The 19258-nt window shown below is 58.9% G+C and carries 11 protein-coding genes; 4 read left to right on the plus strand and 7 right to left on the minus strand.

Annotation, left to right across the window (positions count from 1 at the left end; all coding sequences use genetic code 11):
• The first annotated feature begins 2 nt into the window (after window positions 1-2).
• On the plus strand, window positions 3-3368 hold the full coding sequence (locus ACM6G4_RS19380) for a hypothetical protein (protein ID WP_414914384.1): 3366 nt from the start codon (window positions 3-5) through the stop codon (window positions 3366-3368).
• A 321-nt stretch (window positions 3369-3689) separates the two neighbouring features.
• The gene (locus ACM6G4_RS19385; protein ID WP_414914385.1) at window positions 3690-8090 is read left to right on the plus strand and encodes an RHS repeat domain-containing protein; all 4401 of its coding nucleotides are present in this window, start codon (window positions 3690-3692) and stop codon (window positions 8088-8090) included.
• 55 nt (window positions 8091-8145) lie between these two features.
• Here the strand turns inward: ACM6G4_RS19385 and ACM6G4_RS19390 are convergent, their stop codons facing one another.
• Together ACM6G4_RS19390 and ACM6G4_RS19395 are read right to left on the minus strand one after the other, a co-directional pair.
• Window positions 8146-8880 (minus strand): response regulator, encoded by a 735-nt coding sequence (locus ACM6G4_RS19390; RefSeq protein WP_414914386.1) that lies wholly within the window; start codon window positions 8878-8880, stop codon window positions 8146-8148.
• A gap of 50 nt (window positions 8881-8930) precedes the next feature.
• On the minus strand, window positions 8931-9215 hold the full coding sequence (locus ACM6G4_RS19395) for a LuxR family transcriptional regulator (RefSeq protein WP_056725098.1): 285 nt from the start codon (window positions 9213-9215) through the stop codon (window positions 8931-8933).
• A gap of 652 nt (window positions 9216-9867) precedes the next feature.
• Between ACM6G4_RS19395 and ACM6G4_RS19400 the strand changes: the two genes are divergently transcribed.
• Complete coding sequence (locus ACM6G4_RS19400; RefSeq protein WP_414914387.1) at window positions 9868-11541, plus strand: fibronectin type III domain-containing protein; 1674 nt, start codon at window positions 9868-9870, stop codon at window positions 11539-11541.
• A gap of 44 nt (window positions 11542-11585) precedes the next feature.
• Here the strand turns inward: ACM6G4_RS19400 and ACM6G4_RS19405 are convergent, their stop codons facing one another.
• From ACM6G4_RS19405 to ACM6G4_RS19425, 5 genes are all read right to left on the minus strand, one after another.
• Window positions 11586-12194 (minus strand): LysE family translocator, encoded by a 609-nt coding sequence (locus ACM6G4_RS19405; protein ID WP_414914388.1) that lies wholly within the window; start codon window positions 12192-12194, stop codon window positions 11586-11588.
• A 52-nt stretch (window positions 12195-12246) separates the two neighbouring features.
• Window positions 12247-13086: an AraC family ligand binding domain-containing protein gene (locus ACM6G4_RS19410; RefSeq protein ID WP_414914389.1), complete on the minus strand. Its 840-nt coding sequence runs from the start codon at window positions 13084-13086 to the stop codon at window positions 12247-12249.
• A gap of 76 nt (window positions 13087-13162) precedes the next feature.
• Window positions 13163-13804 carry a DUF1345 domain-containing protein gene (locus tag ACM6G4_RS19415; protein ID WP_223540921.1) on the minus strand — a complete coding sequence of 214 codons (642 nt, stop codon included), beginning with the start codon at window positions 13802-13804 and terminating at the stop codon, window positions 13163-13165.
• Between the two features lie 183 nt (window positions 13805-13987).
• Complete coding sequence (locus tag ACM6G4_RS19420; RefSeq protein WP_223540922.1) at window positions 13988-17086, minus strand: efflux RND transporter permease subunit; 3099 nt, start codon at window positions 17084-17086, stop codon at window positions 13988-13990.
• Window positions 17087-17101: 15 nt separating this feature from the next.
• Window positions 17102-18259 (minus strand): efflux RND transporter periplasmic adaptor subunit, encoded by a 1158-nt coding sequence (locus tag ACM6G4_RS19425; RefSeq protein WP_414914390.1) that lies wholly within the window; start codon window positions 18257-18259, stop codon window positions 17102-17104.
• Between the two features lie 293 nt (window positions 18260-18552).
• Here ACM6G4_RS19425 and ACM6G4_RS19430 point away from each other — a divergent pair, with 293 nt between their 5' ends.
• A complete protein-coding gene (locus tag ACM6G4_RS19430) occupies window positions 18553-19254 on the plus strand; it encodes a response regulator transcription factor (protein ID WP_007985461.1) in 702 nt (233 codons plus the stop codon).
• The last annotated feature ends 4 nt before the right edge of the window (window positions 19255-19258 follow it).

Here is a 19258-nt window from a genome sequence, read left to right on the forward strand (position 1 = left end):
TTATGTCAAATTATTCGTTAGTTGAACTTACAAACAGAATGCAAGGTAAATCGATCACCCTCGGCTGGGACGCCGTGGTGTTCATGAATCGGGTCAAAGTCAACAGCTTGATGGAGCAGCAATACATTACGCGCTTCAATCAGGACAGTTTCATGAAGCAAATCTTTGGTGCGCCGGCGATGACACCGGATGGTGCCGAGGTACTTGAGTTGAGTGGGTTGATTCTGAGCCAGCCTCGCTTGAGTTTCGAGAAGGCCTCGCTGCGTGATTCCCGAGTGACCGCGACCATGGATATTGTGTCGGGCACGGTTTCCTATGTGCGCAAGGGAAGCAACCAGGTCCCGGGGGCCATTCTTTACAGCTATGTGGTGAGCGCCCATCAAGGGTACACCGTCACCATGGACATCGACCTCGCCGCCAGTAAGGGCACGGTCAATGAACAAGGCCAGGTGACTGTCGATATAGGTGACGGGTACAACTGCCGTTGCAACCTGGTGAATGAAGAGAAATCGCAAGAGTTGCTGGGTGACTTTTTCAAGGCGCTGTTCCTTGAGCAGAAACCCGAGGACCGGGTTTACACCTTGGGCATGCTGGACTTGCGCGACGTCGATTTGCTGGCACCGCGTTCATTCATGATCCGCACCATGGCCACCGAGGAAGGAAAGTTACGCACATCCGACGACTACGGTGAGGGCGCGGTGGTGCTGTTGGTCAGGACCAAGGGGAATCCACAAGAGGGGAATGACCCGGCGGAAGGCGCTCTGGATTATTTGATTCCCAATGATCGGGATGCGCAGGGCAAGGCCATTTATTCGGGGGCTTTGGTGTTGGCCAGTCGGGTGGTGTTTGATTGGTATATTCAAAACGCCATAGAAACGCTGGGCGGAAATGGTTTGAAGTTTGAACGCCTGTCTGATTCAGATCACGTTGCGCGTAGTTTAATAGCGATAGCAGGTACATTTAATTTTGATGGGTTCCAATTTGATTGGGTTGGTCCGCACGTATTGAGAAATAATGGGCCTCTCTTCATGAATATGTATAATTCCAATAGTGAAGAAGCGCTTAAAGTGTGTTCCGACGGGAAATCGATCTCCATTTCCTGGGTGTCTAGAAATGCTCTTCCGTTCCATTATCATCATAATCTTTTATGGCCTTGGCCAGACAAGGATGTTTATTATGATGCCTATGGAATGCCGAAGATAAACGTACTCATGACACCTGTTCTCGAAGAAAGAACTAATAAAGTTTCCTTTGTGCGTGAGTCTGAGTATTTACTTCAGTTCAATGGGATCTGGGAACCCAGTGATAACCCTTCAACTAATCCTTTCCCAACACGGGTACAGAATAGTCTTGACGAAATACTCACGCCATTAATTCTTGATGAGCTTGAGACGTTCGCAGAGCTAGTAATCCCCGAAATCAACGTCCTGGCCATCAGCAACCTGCTCTTCCCCGAACGCAACGCCTTGCAACTGACCGAAGCACGACTGCCCGGTGACCTGGCGCTTTTCGGGCACATCGACCCGAAAGAAACCACGTTCACCCTCGATCCGCTGATGCCGGTGATCAAGGCCGGTGAGAAACAAACCTTCACCATCCGCCAACTGGGCATCAAGGCCGCAGATGTCACCTGGAGCGTACGCAGTGTCGACGGTGCCCGGGCCCTGGGCAGCATCGACGCCGGTGGCGAGTACACGGCGCCGGAGGTTCAGTTGCTCGAAAGCACGGCGGCGCGCAATGTGGTGACCGCCACTTACACAGACCCGGCCACCGGTAACGAGGTGACCGCCTCGGCATTGGTTACCGTAGCGTTGGCCGGCGTGGTGGTGACGCCTTCGATGGCGCAGATTGATATGACGGACAGTGCCGCGACAACGGTCACGCTGAAGGCAACCACCCTGGGGGCCGGCACGCTGAAGTGGTCGTTACGTGGCAATCAGGGCTCCTTGAGCGCCAATCAGGGGCGCGAAGTGACCTATACACGACCACAGACGCCACCCTCGGACACCCTGGAAACAGTGCTGATTGATGTTGAGGACAGTCTCACTGGTGACAAGGCCATTGCCACGGTGCTGTTGCTCAATGGGAGTTTTTCACTGGCGATTACCCCGGCCTTCGTTCCCGGCGTACGGGCTAATGGCCGCGCATTTTTTAAAGGCCCCGAGGACGCTTCGCTTAAGTGGTCGGTGGTCGCGGGAGAAGGTCAGGTCAATCCCGATACAGGTGAGTTCACGGCACCAAGCGTGATCACGCAACCTTATAGCGTAGTGAAAGGAACCTTGGCCGGGGTGGTTTCCGGCTACAGTATCATTCACCTGAACAACCACGCCCAGCAGTCGGACTGGTTCGCCGTCGACACGTTTGATTTTACGGTGGAGACCATGCCAACCCGGGTCTGGGCCAATGGTTTGCAACAGGCCAGGGTCGTGGTTCGATTCAGTCCTACGGACTATACAGGGGCGCCTGATCCGCTGGAGTTGTCTGATGCAGAGTACAAGAGTATTCGCCTGGTCTCGGCATATGAAAAAAATCCATTGCCAGAAGTCGGTGAGGGTGGCGTACCAGAGGGGGGGAAATGGTATGTCACTGAAACTGAAAATGGTTATAGGCCTCACCCGGATCTTGTCACCGCTCAACCAACGGGTGCAGGGCAAACGCGCGAGGCAAATATGTACATCAAAGAGTTCTTTGTCCAATGCCATAAAGTCGAGAACCTGATGGTCTCGGCCACCATTCGCAGTGATTCCAGAGAGACCTTTTATTCCAATCCCAGCAAGGATGATGGAGAACATAATCATAAGACACGCAACCTCATTGCAGTCGCACCGCCGGACGGAGGAGTTGGCGGTCAGGTCGTATTAACATTCGGAGATAATCCGGCGACTCGTGTGGAGGGTGGTGCAGACGAAGATGATATGAACACCACCGATTACTATTACTTGAAGTTGATGATCAAGGGTGTACAGGAAAAAATAAAAGACATTCAGTTTGTCGGTAATTCCAGCATGATCAAATGGGAAAGTGATACTCAGCTTGAGGATATTTACAGCATCACCGGCTATGCGTTACCCGATGTCAAAAATGCGCAGGGTCAGCAGATCCTGCACATTGACGATATTCTGTTGCGCCGATTGGGCGACAAGACACAAAGTCCACTTCCCTTTGTGAACCCAGGGTATCCGGTACCTGAAGGCCAGGTGTTGTTCAGCCTGCATCGCCGTGAATATTACCAATATGATCGTTATGCCAAAGCCGATTTCGATGCAGCCCTGCATGTGATTGTCATCGATGTTTATGGCAACAAGCACAGCGTGCGAATCGGCTTCGATGGTACTAATCGAAATAAGCTGAAAATCATCGGCTCATAACGCCGGCAGTTGATCAACAGTGCGGTCCGTTGCGGATCGCACTCGTTACTGAATTTTTTAAGGATGTGAGTCATGTCGACATCAACTTCCGTGCATTCCAACGCCTTCAATTTCATGAGTTTCATTCTCAGCCAGGTCGATCCGCGCACTGGGCAATACACCTGTGCCATTTCACTGCCTGAATTGAAAGCCAACAACCTGTGCGGCCCGGTCGTTCCGCTGCAACTGAACTTCAACCCGCTCAATGCCGCCGACAGCGGTTTCGGCAAGGGCTGGAACTTGCAACTGTCGCAGTTCAACCCCACCAACGGCGTGCTGTCGTTGTATACCGGTGAAACCTTCAAGGTCATCCTCGGCGGGCCCAATGGCCCGGTGATTCCGGAACAGAAAATCGACTCCTTTCATTTCCATGACCTGGGCAACAAGCGTTATCGCGTCGAGCACAAGGCCGGGCTGGTGGAGATCCTCGAGATCGGCCAGGGCGAGGTCGCGCTGCCGGTGCAGATGTTCTCGCCCCAGGGCCACGGTGTCACGCTCGAGTATGTGGCCTTCGGCACCGAACCGCTGCTCAGTCGTATCACCAACGCTACCGACAGCACCGCGTTGCTCAGCCTGGCGCGCACCACCAACCTGTTGAAGATCACGCTGCACCCCGGCAGTGCTTTCGAAGCGCTGTTCCAGATGAGCATTATCGATGGCGAGAGCAAGACCCTGGTCCTGCCGACCGACGACAAAGCCTCGTGGCGTTTCGACTACGTTGCCCAGAGCGGCCTGACCTGCCTCAAAGACGTCTACACCCCCACCGGCGGCCATGAAACCGTCACCTATGCCAGCCGCGCGCATTATTTTCCCGGCCAGGCCGGGCGCACCCTGCCGCGGGTGGCGAGCCACAAGCGCGACCCCGGTTTTGGCCAGCCCGCCATCGAAACCCGCTACGAGTACGATGCCCGGGACCATAACTTCCTGGGCTTCGGCAGCGGCCTGTCGTGGAGCGACGATGGCCTGGACAACCTGTACAAAGTGCGCTCGGCGTACGAGTACGAAACCCGGGAAATCCTCTGGGACGCCTTGGCGGGCAAGGCGGTCCGTGAAACCCGGCGGGTGTTCAATCGCTTTCACCTGATGACGCTGGAGCAAACCACCCAGTACAGCAGCGACCCGGCGAAAAACACCCTGCAGACCACCGACACCGAATACCACATCGATTCCGCCCTGGACTTCAAGGACCAGAAACCTTACTGCCAACTGCCGAAAAAGGTCACCCAGACCTGGCGCCTCGCCAGCGCCACGCTGCCCCGGCATGCGGAAATCGTCACCACCACCTTCGACGACTTCGGCAACCTGCTGACCCAGGTCAACGCCAATGGCGTGACCGAAACCAGCGAGTGGTACAAGGCCGAAGGCGAGGGTGATGACTGCCCGGCTGACCCGCAAGGGTTTGTGCGCACCCTCAAGAGCAAGACGGTCACCCCCGCCCGGTCCGCTTACGGCCAGGCCCCGACCCTGCAAACCCGCTACACCTACACGGCTGAACCGGGTTTGACCGGTTCCGGGCCATGGCTGGCGATCAGGGACGAGACCCTGGTGCCACTTGGTAGCGGTCAGGAGCAGTCATTACAACTGACGTCCTACAAATACTACAACGACCCGACAGATCCCTTCATTCACGGGCGCAAGTTGCAGGATGCGGTAACGCTCAACGACCTGACCACGACCACGGACTACAGCTACAGCATGACGCGCAACGCGCGCAACGGCGAAACGGTCCAGCACACCGTCAGCACATTGACTGGCTTCGACGGGGAGAAAAAAATCATCACGTTGCAGCACTCGCTGCTCAATGGCGAGCCTTTGCTCAATCGTGACGACAACGATGTTGAAATCGAATATGAGTATGACCTGCTCGGGCGTGTGACCAGGGAAACCGTGGCACCGAACACGCCTTATGTCGCTAGCCGCAACTACACCTATACGCTGAACAGTGCATCGGGCCAGCAGGCCATGCAAAGCGCCAGGGACGTCAAGGGCGTTGAAACCATCACCTACCTGGACGGGCACAACCGGGTCATCAGGGAAACCCGGCGTGATGCCGATGCCCTCGGTGGCGATGATATGCAGTACCGTGAGATTTACCGTGCGACTTACAACAACCGGGAGCAGATGACCAGCGAGACGGATATCGACTGGGAACGAGCAAAAGACGTAGCCTTGACCCGCTTTTTCAACTACGACGATTGGGGCGAGCAGCGCAGCGTTGTGCGGCCCGATGGTGTCGAGGAGTACGAGGTCAATGACCCGATCGCCCGCACAACCACGCATTGGCTGGAAGGCATGGGTAAAACCATCACCGTCAATAACCTGTTTGACAAGCCCGACAGCGTCAAGCGTATCGACCTGGGTGGCCGGCAGATCAGCGAGCATGTTTATCAGTATGACGGGCTAGGGCGTACCGCCGAGGAACAGGATGCGGCGGGCAATTGGACGCGTTATGAGTACGACGGTTTCGACCGGATGACCAAAACCGTGTTGCCGGACAGCAACGTCGTCGAGCGCCAATATGCCAGGCACAGTAGCGAAGACCTGCCGATTGAAATCAGCGTCAACGGCGTTGTATTGGGGAAGCAGGGCTTCGATGGGCTCGATCGCATGGTCCTTTCGACCACTGGCGGGCGGGAAAGTGTCTATACCTTCGACCCGGGTCAAAGCCAGCCGAAAAGCGTCAAGCGTCCCAGTGGGGTGGAAATCGGTTACGTTTATCGGCCGGAACTGGGTGAGGATCCAGAGCAACGCAGAGCGCTAGAGAGTACTGCGGTTTATACCTATGACGCCCAGAATGCGCGCCTGCGGACCACTGAAGAGGTGGATCCGTCGGGCATCACGCACAGTCTTGAACGCGAGTATTTCAGCACTGGCGAACTGAAAAGCGAAAGCCGCGGGCAGACCGGCGAAGTCACGCGCATCATGTATTACGAGTACAGCCGGCAAGCACGCTTGATGCGCTACACCGATGTCCTCGGGCAAACCCAGGAGTATGAATACAACCCCCGTGCGCAACTGACTGCAACCCGTCTGGGGGATACGCGCTCGACATTCACTTATGACGACCTGGCGCAACTCAAGACGATTGAAACCATCGACGGAGCGCAGCGGCTGCAGATCGATCTTGAATACGATGATTTCGGGCGGGAGGTGCTGCGTACGTTCGATCTGGGCAATCAGATAAAACAGACACTGAGCCAGACCTACGATGAGGTCGACCGGTTGACCCAGCGGACGTTGATGCAAGGCAGCGAGGAGCTGCGCGTCGAAACCTATACGTATGACGAGCGTGGGCGCCTGGTCGACTACAGATGCACTGGCAGTCAACGGCCGGAGGACCCTTATGGAAAAATCATCAAATGTCAGGTTTTCGGTTTTGATGCGCAGGACAACCTGGACTTCGTGGAGACGACCTTCGAGGGTGGGCGTCATGCGATCTATTTCGAATACACCAACGAGAAAGACCCGTGTCAATTGACCGGGCTCACCAATACGTTGATACCTGAGCGGCCGGACGATCCGCTTTATCCACCCAGAATTGATTTTACTTATGACGCGGACGGTAATCTGCTGCAGGACGAAGTGGGGCGTATTTTGCGGTATGACAGTCTGGGTCGTCTGATCAGTGTCAGTGCCCAGGCAGGCGAAAAAGCGACTGGCTATCACTATGACTCGCTGGACACCCTGAGTGGACTCGGCACCGCTGGCGGCAATGAACAGCGCTTTTATCAGGACGGTAATCTGGCCAATCTGATCACGGGTGCCAATAGCAGTACTTTCCTGCGAGCTGATGGCAAAGTGCTCGCCGAGCATCAGGCAGGTGCCGACCCAAAGTCCCTACTCCTTGTCAGCGATGACAAGAGCAGCGTGTTGTGTGAGGTGAGCCAGGACGGGCGCAATGAAGTCACGTATTCGGCGTATGGCCATCGTGCGGATGACGCGGCGCTCAGTGGGCATTTGGGCTACAACGGCGAACGACGGGAAGCGCAAACCGGATGGTATCTGTTGGGCAACGGGTATCGGGCGTTCAATCCGTTGTTGATGCGGTTTCACAGTCCGGATAGTTGGAGCCCGTTTGGGGATGGGGGGATGAATGGGTATGCGTATGTGTCGGGGAATCCGATTGGTTATACGGATCCGACGGGGCATTCGATGTTTAAGCTCTTCTTTGCAGCACTCATGGTTGGGGGTGATGACGTGCTAGAAACGGTAGCCAAACAGATTCCGAGATCGGTAGCTGGCTCTGCTGCAGGTACAAGTACAGGTAATTTGATTGACCTTGGCGCTAGAACCCGGTTCACACGTCCTTCAACAGCAGTTGGTGCGGTTGCGTCCGGCAATGCGCCAAAAATAAAACCCACAGCTCCAGCGGAAGTAGCGAGCACATCTGTAAGTCGATCCTCGAGACCTTCGACCGTATCCGCAGTGAAGCCACCGAAATTGAGAAAAGGGGCTTATGAGCAAAATAGAATTAACTTTCCCGATATGTACAAGAAAATCCAAGCCGAAAATGAGCCAGGTGTAGTGGTATCCAAAAAGCTGGAAAATGGTTTGGAGACTTTTAATCTAAAGGCAGTCGCAGGCGAGGATCCGTATTTTGGAGTGCAAACACGCATGAAAGGAATGCGCGAACCGAAGAAAAGAGAGCGAGTTGGTGGTCGCTTTCATTGGGAGCAAGAATAACGAATAGCCGGTCGATTCGTTTACCCGCACATGCGGGTATACGAATTTTTATTCGTCAACCCAATCCACTCACCCGCGCAAACTCCACCAACCCACCGTCATGGCCAAGCCCCAACTTGTCCATGGCGGTGCGTTTCTGTCGGCTGATGGTTTTTTCACTGCGGTTCAGTTGCGCCGCAATCTGCCGGCCTGACAAGCCCTGGACAAACAACCTGACCACCTCCAGCTCCCGCTCGGACAGTTTCATCGACGGCATGTCTGTACGGCTGGACGGCACGCTCCGGGCTTGCAGGATTTCTGCAATCGTCGGGCACAGGTGGCGCCGGCCTTTGATCACCGTCCGCACTGCCGATTTCAGCTCGGTCATGGGGCTGCGCTTGTCGAACAGGCCCCTGACGCCAATATTGAGCAACGCTTGCAGTAGCGAAGGGTTGCGCAACACGGTCATCACCATCAGCGGTATGTGGCTGAAATGACGCTGCAGGTAACCCATCAATGCCAGGCCATCGGGAAAGCGTCCGTCAGGCATCGAGTAGTCGCTGATCAGCAAATCACAGGGGGTGTTCTGCAAATGGGCGATCAGTTCATCCGCGTTATGTGCCAGGGCAACAATCCTGAATGCTGAACCGGGTTGCGCGCACAGGGTCATCTTGGCCCCGGTCAGCACCACGGGATGGTCATCGGCGAGGATAATGCGTAGCGCGTTGTCCGGGCGGTGCCTGCACGATACGGGCGTATCGTCACAGGCACGGGGGCGGGGGAAGGCATGAAGTGTCTGGTCCGGAATCATTGGGTGTCCCTAGGGCGCGATGACACGCGGCCCCTTGGGGACGGACTGGCTCAAGGCAATTGAATCAATCCCTGTTCCAGCGCCATGACCAAGGCGATCCAGCGTGATCTCACGCCGAATTTTCGGCGAATGTTGCAAAAGTGGTAATTCACACCGGCCTCGGAACAACTGACGATCTGGCCAATTTCCCAGGAAGACTTGCCCGCGGCGCTCCACTGCAAGACTTCTTTTTCCCGGGAGGTAAGCCTGATTTCTTTTGCCTGCCTACTCTCCACAGGTGGCAAATTGAGCGAGGCTGGCGATGAGCGAACTGAGGGGGTAGCGGACTGATGCATTTTGGATCTCCCATTCATCATCATTGACGGCGTGGGCGCGGCGGAATCCTCCTACTTCACAAAGGCATGGTTCGCGCGGCCGTCCTACAAAGCCCGGTGCAGGGCTGTAGGCGAGGTGTCGTTATAGCGCGAATCAACCGACTTGGAACCTGTCAGAAATTACAGGTGAGGAACTTTAATCAAGTGTTATGGAAAAGGCTGTCAGCCGAAGACTTCGGTGGTTGTAGGATGGATCTTTGAGTCATGACGTCCTGAGGAATGCGCGTTAATTTTTTGATTAGGCGAGATTTTGCGTGTTGAACGCAGGCGAGTGATTACGCAGATCTCCACCGGAAAAATGCCCGCGCAAGGGGCGGATTTCGATCAACACCGATATACCCGTTCGTCGCTTGAAAACGCCGGTGGCGCGCTTCTCGACGTAAGACAGGGTTGTGGCTGGGAATCCGCGCGACGGGAGAAGGATATGCGCTGTTCAGCCTTGACCCAACGCATCACCGGAGAAAGGGCGGCGGCCATGCAGATTCAAGGTCGAGTGCTGCTATTGCGCGAACAATAGAAACCGGCCGATCGCCACTATCAGTTCTGTCAGTGGTGCTGCACCCGCAAACGGTATTTAAATGAAAGCAGTCAAACCGTTGCTGGAGGCGTCTGAATGAGCGGGCATGAAAACGAATCCCCCCTGCCTGGGACGGCTTATGTGGTTCCGCCGATTACCATTACCGCGTCCGCTCAGTCGACCTCGGCCATACGCGTGATCTGGGGCTACCTGGCCGGAGGCGGGCATACCGGTTCGCGGGTGAAGTGGGGAGTGGCGGGTGGCGCCACGGAGGGCGAGTTCGATGTCCCCATCAGTTCCTTGACCTATATCGTCAGCGGGCTCAATCCGAACACGGAATATCTCATCCAGATTTTCGGGCTCAAGGGTGGCGAGGTGTCGCCAATCAGCAAGGACGCGCAAGCCAAGACCCATCCGGCGGCCGCTGTTCCGTCAAGCCCGACAAATCTCAGCGCCACACCCAGCAAAAACACCATGGCCTTGAGCTGGTCCGGACCCGCCGATGCTTCGAGCTACAAGATCAGCTACGGGCTTGCCCCCAGTGGAGCGGTGATCGGCTCCGCGACATCGGTGGCGGCGGCTCACACGGTCAGCGGCCTGAATGCCGGAACCCACTATTATTTCGATGTGCGCTCGTCCAATAATGTCGGCGATTCGGCACCGACACGTATCACCAGACAGACCTTGCAAGTGCCCGCGACGCCCGTTGGCTTGCGAGCGACGCCGACAATCTCCACGCTGGAGATTCAATGGTTTGCCGCCACGGCGGCCGACGATTATGTCATCCGTTACGGTATCGAACCCGGTGGGGCGGTCAATACGCTGACCACGCGACTACTGCGCGAGGCGCTGACCAACCTCAACAAAAATACCCTTTATTTCGTCGAAGTCAGCGCCCGCAATGCCAACGGCGAATCTTCTCCGTCGCGCATCACTCAACGAACACTGGATGGCCCACCGTTGCCACCCAAGCCAGGCCCGTTGGTTGTGCTGGACACCTTTGATACGGTGCGTGTCAGTTGGGCCACGATCAATCAGCCTGGATACGAGGTGGCCTATGGCGTGCTCAGTCAGTACCCGCAAGTCATCGCACGATATGAAACCGAGCACCTGACCTGGCTGTTGAGGTACCTGTCTCCTGATGTGACCTATTTCATCGAAGTGCGAGCCTTCAACGAGACTGGATATTCAGCACCGGCATATGCGACCGTCACCATCGGCCCGGACCGGACACAACCCAGAAACCTGAGCAATCCCGGCAGGACGTTCAACGAGGCGAGTCTGACCTGGGATGCGCCGCAGGACGCCTCTTATCTGATCGATTACGAAATCACCTGCCAGGGACGGCCGGTCGTTCGCACCAGTGTGCGTGAATACCTCGCCACGGGGTTGATAGCCGAACAGGAGTATCGGTTCACCGTTCAGCCCCGTCGGCCCGAAGGCCCCGTACCGGCCCTGTCGGCTGTGATTGGCGTGGTGACCCATGACTTCGTGCCGCCGATTCGCGTGACGGCCCTCAAGCTGACGCCCTCGACGCCTGGCAATGCACTGCTGAGCTGGAGCGCGTCGCAAGACAATGTCGGGGTCACCGGCTACGAGGTGCGGCGTAACGCAGGTAGCTGGATTTCGGTGAGCGGTACCAGTTACCCGGTTTCAGGCTTGGGGAGCTCGGACGTTTTTGACGTAAGGGCCAAAGATGCCGCAGGAAACCGTTCCTTGTCTGTAACGACGACGTTTACCAACGGCGCTGCAGCCGCGACGTCATCCTGATGGCGGTTGAAACTCGTTATGCACCGATGGGGCACATGGGGCATTCAGATCCAGACGCTTATCCACGTCGAACCCAGCAGCAAAAGCGCCATGCAACGATTGAAGCGTTGCATGGCGCGCGGCGTCCGCAGCCAGCGGCTCGAACCGGCGCCCAGCATTGCCCATGCGCCGAGGCATGGCAGGGACACCAGAAAAAACACCAACGACAGTAATGCCACCCGCAACCCACGCTGTTCGCCGCCTTCGGCGAACACACTGACCACCGCCAGCGCCATCATCCAGGTTTTCGGGTTGATCCATTGCAGGCTGGCGGCGCCCCACATTCCGAGGCGGCCTTCTCTAGTCTGAGTGCTGATGGCTTCGGCGGGGGTGCTGAAAATCTGCCAGGCCAGATAGCTCAGCCACCCTACACCGACCCATTGCATGACGGTTTGCAAGACCGGCCAAGCGGTCAACGTTGACCCGGCTCCGGTACCCACCAACAGCACAAGGATCGCCGCGCTGGCGCAGGCGCCGAAAATGATGGGCACGGCCGCCGCCACGCCAAACCGTGCGCTGTTGCTCAGCACCAGAATGTTGGTCGGGCCCGGTGTAATCGAGGCGACAAAGGCAAACAGCAAGAAGGGCAGCAAGGTCGGGAAAGTGGACAGCATCGCAGGCAGACTCCGGTGAAGATCAGTACGTTGATCTTCACCATCGCCGGTATTACCTGTCTGGAAGATTTGAGCAGCGCTTGCGGTACAACGCCGGCGTCAGGCCGTAGGCGCGCATGAACCAGCGGCCCAGATGGCTCTGATCGGAAAAGCCCAGCGCCATCGCCACCGCAGCCGGTTGTTCGCCACGGGCCAGCATCCGCCGCGCCGTGGCCAGGCGCAATTGCACCAGATAGGCGTGGGGCGCCATGCCATAGGCCGCCTTGAACGCGCGGGTCAGGCGGAAGCGGTCGACGCCGGTGACGGCGGCCAGTTGATCGAGGCCGATGTCGTATTGCGCGTTGGCATGCAGGTATTCCCGGGCCTTCTGCGCCACCTGTGGCAAACGCGGGTCCTGGCCATCGCGGGCGCGCCATTGCAAGTGGCTGGTCAGGCGTTCGAGCAAACCGTCGAGGGCGGTCTGGCGGACGATCTTCAGTTCACCGCGATGCAGGGTCTCAAACGCCAGGCTGGTGGCCTGGGCCAGGCGCGCATCGCTGGCCAGGGTGGCGGCGAAGCTCAGCTGGCTGTTGTCGGGGGCATGATCAAACACGGCGCTGAGTTCGCGCTGCAACCACTGCGGGTCGAGGTACAGCATGCGGTAGGTGAAGCCGTCGGCGGTTGGCGCGTCGCCATCATGGATGTCACCGGGCTCCAGCAGAAACACCTTGCCCGGCGTGCTCTGGTGCCTGGCCCGTCGGCAATTGAATTGCTGCACCCCTTGCTCGGTGACGCCCACCAGATAGCTGTCATGCCAGTGCGGGTCGTAGGCGTGACCTTCGAAATGCGCGCGCAGGGTCTCGATGCCGGTGTCGGCATCCTGGGCCAGGTCGATCCAGTTGTGAGCGCTCATGGGGCACCTGCGAAACGGTTTGCCGGGCTATTTAACGCCTTGACCGAGGGCCATGCCTAGAACGTTTGTGCAGTCATCAACCGAACAGGCCGGCGGCGATGTTGATCGAGAACCCGAGAATAGCGGTATTGAACAGAAAACCGATCAACGACTGCGCCAGCACGATCTTGCGCATGCCCCGCGTGGCCACGCCGACATCCGAGGTTTGCACCGCCACGCCGATGGTGAACGAGAAGTACAGGAAGTCCCAGTAGTTGGGGGTCGTCAGACCTTCGGCAAAACGCAGCGCCGGCTCCTTGCCGTCCCATATGTAATACAGCCGGGCGTAATGCAGGCTGAAGATGACCCCGATCAACAGCCATGAGCCGATGACGGTCAGGGCGGTGAAGCCGTAATGCAAAAGCTTGCGCGTGGTTTCCAGGTCTTTGCTGCCGGCCAGTTCGAAGGTGATGGTCGCCAGGCTGGCCAGCGCCGCAATGCATACGAGCGCCAGCACCAGCCCGGCGTTTTCGTCTTCGATTTCGGCGATGCGTTTCACGTCAGGCGCTTTCGAACGCACGGTGAGCCAAAGCATCAGCGACAGATAGATCCAGACGCCGGCATTCCAGCCGATGAGGATCTTGCTGATCGGCGAATCTGCTGGAGCCAGAAAGCCCGCCGCGATGCCCAGCAGGATGGCGGCGGACAGGCGAGGGTGGGTGCGTGCGAGGAAAATCATGGAGGCTCGAGGGGTTGGGGCTGTGCAATCACCTTAGCCCAGTTGACCCCGATCTTGAAGTCACCGAGATCCCCTTGTGGGAGCGGGCTTGCTCGCGAAGGCGCACGGTCAATCAACACGGATGTTGAATGTGACGGCCTCTTCGCGAGCAAGCCCGCTCCCACATTGGGACAGTGGTGTTGATCAGGTGTTTTTGTGTCGCTTGCGCACCAACTTCATTACCACCACAAAAAACACCGGCACGAACACCACGGCCAGGGTCGCCGTGATCATCCCGCCAATCACCCCGGTGCCGATGGCCTGCTGGCTCGCCGAGCTGGCGCCGGTCGCGATCGCCAAAGGCACCACGCCAAGGATGAACGCCAGGGAGGTCATGACAATCGGCCGCAACCGCAGGCGTGCCGCTTGCAGGGTGGCGTCGATCAGGTCGTGGCCTTCGTCGTACAGGCTCTTGGCGAATTCGATGATCAGGATCGCGTTCTTCGCCGACAGGCCGATGATGGTGATCAACCCGACCTTGAAGAACACGTCGTTGGGCATCCCGCGCAAGGTCACCGCCAGCACCGCACCGAGCACGCCCAGCGGCACCACCAGCAGCACCGAGGTCGGGATCGACCAGCTCTCGTACAACGCCGCCAGGCACAGGAACACGATCAACAACGACAGCCCCAGCAGGATCGGCGCCTGGCTGCCGGACAACCGTTCCTGCAACGACAACCCGGTCCATTCCTGGCCCAGGCCCGCCGGGCCTTGTGCCACCAGCCGCTCGATCTCGGCCATGGCCTCACCGGTGCTGTGGCCCGGGGTCGGTTCACCGGAAATACTGATCGCCGGATAGCCGTTGTAGCGGGTCAACTGCGCCGGTCCCTGGGTCCACTTGGCCTGCACGAAGGCCGACAGGGGCACCATTTTTTCGTGGGTGTTGCGCACGTGGATCTTCAGCAGGTCTTCCACCTGGCTGCGCTGGTCGCCCTCGGCCTGCACCACCACGCGCTGCATCCGCCCCTGATTGGGGAAGTCGTTGATGTAGGCCGAGCCCACGGCCGTGGACAGCACGTTGCCGACGTCGGCGAAGGACACCCCCAGCGCGTTGGCCTGCTTGCGGTCGACCACCAGTTGCACCTGCGGTGCCTCGGCCAGGGCGCTTTCGCGCACGTTCATCAGGATCGGGCTTTTTTGCGCCGCCGCGAGTAACTCGGTGCGGGCTTCCATCAACTTCTCATGGCCGAGACCACCACGATCCTGCAGGCGGAACTCGAATCCGCTGGACGTACCCAGGCCATCCACGGGCGGCGGCAGTACGGCAAAGGTCACCGCGTCCTTGATCTGGCTGAGGGCAACGTTGGCCCGGTCGGCAATCGACGCCGCCGAGTCTTCACTGCCGCGCTCGGACCAGTCTTTGAGCGTGCTGAACGCCAGCGCCGCGTTCTGCCCGCTGCCGGAGAAGCTGAAGCCGAGAATCACCACGCTGTCGCGAATGCCTGGCTCGCCAGCGTTGTGCGCTTCAACCTGCTCGGCGACCTGCACCGTGCGGTTCTTGCTTGCACCCGGCGGCAGCTGGATGTCGGTGATGGTGTAACCCTGGTCTTCCACCGGCAGGAACGAGGAGGGCAGGCGACTGAAGGCCAGGCCCAGACCGATCAACAGCACGCCGTAGATCAGCAAGTAGCGCCCGGTACGTTTCAACGCGTAGGCCACCCAGCCCTGGTAACGGTCGGTCAGTTGCTCGAAGCGACGGTTGAACCAGCCGAAGAACCCGGTCTTTTCATGGTGCTCGCCTTTGGCAATCGGCTTGAGCAACGTCGCGCACAGGGCCGGGGTCAAGGTCAGGGCGAGGAAGGCCGAGAACAGGATCGAGGTGGCCATCGACAGTGAGAACTGCTGGTAGATCACCCCGACCGAGCCCTGCATGAACGCCATCGGAATGAATACCGCGACCAGCACCAGGGTGATGCCGATGATGGCCCCGGTGATCTGTTGCATGGCCTTGCGCGTGGCTTCCTTGGGCGAAAGGCCTTCGGTGGCCATGATCCGCTCGACGTTCTCCACCACCACGATGGCGTCGTCCACCAGAATGCCGATGGCCAGCACCATGCCGAACATGGTCAGCACGTTGATCGAAAACCCGAGCGCCAGCATCGTCGCAAAGGTGCCCATCAACGCCACCGGCACCACCAGGGTCGGAATCAGCGTGTAGCGGATGTTCTGCAGGAACAGGAACATCACCGCGAACACCAGCAGCATCGCCTCAAAGAGGGTGTAGACCACCTTGGTGATCGAAACCTTGACGAAAGGCGAGGTGTCGTACGGTATCGAATACTCGACGTTCGCCGGGAAGTAGCGCTTGAGTTCATCCATCTTCGCCCGCACCAGGGTCGCGGTGTTCAGTGCGTTGGCGCCGGGCGACAGCTGCACGGCAACGGCAGTGGACGGCTTGCCGTTCAGGCGCGTGGAAAACTGGTATTCCTGGCTGCCGATCTCGACCCGCGCCACATCGCTGATGCGCACGGTCGAGCCGTCCGGGTTGGCCTTGAGGACGATGTCGGCAAACTCTTCGGGGGTCGACAACTGCCCCTTGACCAGAATGGTCGCGGTGATTTCCTGGGTGGTGCGGGTCGGCAGGTCGCCGATGCTGCCCGCCGACACCTGGGCGTTTTGCGCGACGATGGCGGTGTTGACGTCCGCCGGCGTCAGGTTGAAGGCGAGCAGTTTCCGCGGGTCGATCCAGATCCGCATCGCCCGCTCGGCGCCGTACAGCTGAGCCTTGCCGACGCCATCCAGACGCTTGACCTCGTTCATCACGTTGCGCGCCAGGTAATCGCTGAGCGCCACGTCGTCGAGTTTGCCGTCGCTGGACGTCAGGGTGATCAACAGCAAGAAGCCGGAGGAGACTTTCTCCACCTGCAAACCCTGCTGGATCACCGCTTGCGGCAGCCGTGATTCCACGGCTTTGAGGCGATTCTGCACATCCACCTGGGCCAGTTCCGGGTTGGTGCCCGGCTGGAAGGTGGCCTTGATGGTGGCGCTGCCCAGGCTGCTCTGGGATTCGAAATACAACAGGTGATCGGCGCCGTTGAGTTCTTCCTCGATCAGGCTGACCACGCTTTCGTCCACGGTTTGCGCCGAAGCGCCCGGGTACACGGCGTAGATTTCGATTTGTGGCGGCGCAACATCCGGGTATTGCGCCACCGGCAGTTGCGGAATGGCCAGCGCACCGGCCAGCAGGATGAACAGGGCAACCACCCAGGCGAACACCGGGCGGTCGATAAAGAACTGCGGCATAAAGAAGCGTCCTGCTTACTGACCAGTCGCCTGGGCAAGGGGAAGAGGGGTGTCGTCGATCTGCACTTTCTCGCCGGGGCGGGCGTGCTGCAGGCCCTCGATGACGATGCGGTCGCCTGCCTTCAGGCCGCCGGTGACGATCCAGCGATCGTTCTGCACGGTGCCCAGTTCGACCGATTGCTGCCCGACCCGCTGTTCGGCGTCGAGCAGCAGCACCTGGGCGATGCCGGCGCTGTCGCGCTGGATGGCCCGTTGCGGCACGCTGATGCCTTGCTGGTTGACCGCTTGTTCCAGGCGTACGCGCACGAAACTGCCGGGCAGCAAGTCGAGGTCGGGGTTGGGGAACTCGCTGCGCAGGATGATCTGGCCGGTGCCCGGGTCGACGGTGATGTCGCTGAACAGCAGTTTGCCTGGCAGCGGATAGAGGCTGCCGTCATCCTGAATCAACGTGACCTTGGCCTGGTCCTGGCCGACCTGCTGCAACTGGCCGGAACGGAAGGCGCGGCGCAGTTCGTTGAGTTCGCGGGTGGACTGGGTCAGGTCGGCATGAATCGGGTTCAGTTGCTGGATCAGCGCCAGCGGCGTGGTTTCGTTCTGCCCGACCAGCGCGCCTTCGGTGACCAATGCACGGCCGATACGCCCGGAGATAGGCGCGGTGACGGTGGCGTAGCCGAGGTTCAGTTTCGCCCGCTCCACAGCGGCTTTACTGGCGGCGACTTCGGCGGCGGTCTGCCGGGCGTTGGCGCGTGCGTTGTCATACTCCTGACCGCTGATGGCCTTGTCATCGATCAACTGGGCGTAGCGTTGTTCCTGCAACCGGGCCTGGAACGCATTGGCCTCGGCCTTGCGCAGTACGGCTTCGGCGCTGTCCAGGTCGGCCTTGAACGGCGCCGGGTCGATGCGGAACAACACATCGCCCTGTTTCACGTCGCTGCCTTCACGGAAGGTGCGCTGCAAGACCACGCCAGCCACGCGGGCACGCACTTCGGCCATGCGCGGCGCGGCAATCCGTCCGCTCAGTTCACTGCTGATGGTCAGTGGCCGCGCCTCGATGGTTTCGACGCGAACCGTGGCCAGCGGCGCCTGTTCCTCGGCATTCGAGGACTTGTCACACGCGGCCAGTGTCAACGCCAGTGCAATGAGGCTGAGCCTGGCAAGCAGATTTTTCGACATGTAATACCCCAATAAAGACACCCAGCATCCTACTGGGCGAAGGCGAGGGTAGCGGTGAAGCTTTGTTGGTGCTGTGTGAAATTGTGTAAGGGTTTTACTCAGGGACGAGTGAGGGCGTATATCCTTCAGTCCTTGATTTCTATTGCGCCTGATAGATTGCTATCGCGAGCAAGCTCGCTCCCACAGTGGTCGGTGGTGTTCATATCATTTGTGTTCACCTCAAATCTCTGTGGGAGCGGGCTTGCCCGCGAAGAGGCCGGAACAGACGCTAAAGCACTTTCTGGAAACACCCCATGCCCAACATCCTCCTGGTCGAAGACGACACCGCCCTCGCCGAACTGATTGCCAGCTACCTGGAACGCAACGGTTATTCCGTCAGCGTGATCGGTCGCGGTGACCATGTGCGCGAACGTGCGCGGCTCAATCCGCCGGACCTGGTGATCCTCGACCTGATGCTGCCCGGCCTCGACGGCTTGCAAGTCTGTCGCCTGCTGCGCGCCGATTCGGCGACCTTGCCGATCCTGATGCTCACCGCCCGCGACGACAGCCACGACCAGGTCCTGGGCCTGGAAATGGGGGCCGACGACTACGTCACCAAACCTTGCGAGCCGCGGGTGCTGCTGGCCCGGGTGCGGACCTTGCTGCGCCGCAGCAGCCTCAGCGAACCGCAGACCGCCAACGACCGCATTCTGATGGGCAACCTGTGCATCGACTTGTCCGAGCGCACCGTGACCTGGCGCGAGCAGTTGGTGGAACTGTCCAGCGGCGAGTACAACCTGCTGGTGGTGCTGGCCCGGCACGCCGGCGAAGTGTTGAGCCGCGACCAGATCCTGCAACGCCTGCGCGGTATCGAATTCAACGGCACCGACCGTTCGGTGGACGTGGCGATTTCCAAGCTGCGACGCAAGTTCGACGACCACGCCGGCGAGGCGCGCAAGATCAAGACCGTGTGGGGCAAGGGCTACCTGTTCAGCCGTTCCGAGTGGGAATGCTGAGTCG

The organism is Pseudomonas sp. IT-P258 (genome assembly GCF_949767825.1).
In the GTDB taxonomy this organism is placed as follows: Bacteria; Pseudomonadota; Gammaproteobacteria; order Pseudomonadales; family Pseudomonadaceae; genus Aquipseudomonas; species Aquipseudomonas monachiensis.

Bases quoted from the DNA above. Each gene is read 5' to 3' on its own strand.
- ACM6G4_RS19390 (WP_414914386.1), bottom strand. From the start codon at position 8,880: ATGATTCCGGACCAGACACTTCATGCCTTCCCCCGCCCCCGTGCCTGT.
- ACM6G4_RS19410 (WP_414914389.1), bottom strand. From the start codon at position 13,086: ATGAGCGCTCACAACTGGATCGACCTGGCCCAGGATGCCGACACCGGC.
- ACM6G4_RS19420 (WP_223540922.1), bottom strand. From the start codon at position 17,086: ATGCCGCAGTTCTTTATCGACCGCCCGGTGTTCGCCTGGGTGGTTGCC.
- ACM6G4_RS19400 (WP_414914387.1), top strand. From the start codon at position 9,868: ATGAGCGGGCATGAAAACGAATCCCCCCTGCCTGGGACGGCTTATGTG.
- ACM6G4_RS19380 (WP_414914384.1), top strand. From the start codon at position 3: ATGTCAAATTATTCGTTAGTTGAACTTACAAACAGAATGCAAGGTAAA.
- ACM6G4_RS19415 (WP_223540921.1), bottom strand. From the start codon at position 13,804: ATGATTTTCCTCGCACGCACCCACCCTCGCCTGTCCGCCGCCATCCTG.
- ACM6G4_RS19405 (WP_414914388.1), bottom strand. From the start codon at position 12,194: ATGCTGTCCACTTTCCCGACCTTGCTGCCCTTCTTGCTGTTTGCCTTT.
- ACM6G4_RS19395 (WP_056725098.1), bottom strand. From the start codon at position 9,215: ATGCATCAGTCCGCTACCCCCTCAGTTCGCTCATCGCCAGCCTCGCTC.
- ACM6G4_RS19425 (WP_414914390.1), bottom strand. From the start codon at position 18,259: ATGTCGAAAAATCTGCTTGCCAGGCTCAGCCTCATTGCACTGGCGTTG.
- ACM6G4_RS19430 (WP_007985461.1), top strand. From the start codon at position 18,553: ATGCCCAACATCCTCCTGGTCGAAGACGACACCGCCCTCGCCGAACTG.